This is a genomic window from Pseudomonas fluorescens (genome assembly GCF_000967965.1).
Lineage (GTDB): Bacteria > Pseudomonadota > Gammaproteobacteria > Pseudomonadales > Pseudomonadaceae > Aquipseudomonas > Aquipseudomonas grandcourensis.
The window spans coordinates 276-803 of sequence record NZ_LACC01000001.1 but is presented as its reverse complement, the minus strand read 5'-3'; the positions used below and the strand labels follow the sequence as shown (position 1 = coordinate 803).

The window sequence follows — 528 nt, the reverse complement described above, 5'->3', positions numbered from 1 at the left end:
GGTGGCGATGACTTCGCTGACAGTGTCGGTAATTTCGACCTTGGCTTCGCCACCAATGACCAGGTTCTCAAACGATTTGCCATCAACCGTCGCATCACTGATGCCAACCGTCAGGGTCTGACCGTCCTTGTAGACATCGTCACCCTGTACCGGTGCGGTGTAGATGGCCGACAACGGTGAACTGGTCCTTGCCCAGAGTCAACTTCTCGAAATTGTCCGCGCCGCTGACCGATTCCAGCTTGTTGACGATGGACGGCTGGCCGCCGGTGTAGACGTCATCCTTGGCGATGATGGTGGCGGAACCGGTCGCGGTATTGGCTGGAACGGTGACTTTTGAGCCATCGGACAGCGTGAATTCCAACGGACCGTGGTTATTGCGCGGTGTAGATGGCCGACAATTTGCCGGCTTCAATGGTGACGGTGTCGCCGTTGCTCAGGGTGACCTTGAGGTCATGGTCGAGCTTCTGGTCAACCTTGACGGTGAAGGTCGGCGCGACGTTTTCCTGTACATCGCCGTTGCTGGCGATG

The 528-nt window shown here is 57.4% G+C and carries 3 protein-coding genes; all 3 read right to left on the bottom strand.

Features of this window, described 5'->3' with window-relative positions; genetic code table 11:
- Window positions 1–174 (bottom strand): immunoglobulin-like domain-containing protein (locus tag VC35_RS30440; RefSeq protein ID WP_472978130.1); only part of this gene is annotated, 174 nt, incomplete at its 3' end.
- Window positions 140–361, bottom strand: a complete 222-nt coding sequence (locus VC35_RS28330; protein ID WP_052960531.1) for an immunoglobulin-like domain-containing protein — start codon at window positions 359–361, stop codon at window positions 140–142. The genes VC35_RS28330 and VC35_RS30440, both read right to left, overlap by 35 nt.
- A 10-nt stretch (window positions 362–371) precedes the next feature.
- Entirely contained in the window at window positions 372–527 is a 156-nt protein-coding gene (locus VC35_RS30190) for an immunoglobulin-like domain-containing protein (RefSeq protein WP_311132818.1), read from the bottom strand.
- Window position 528: the final 1 nt, after the last annotated feature.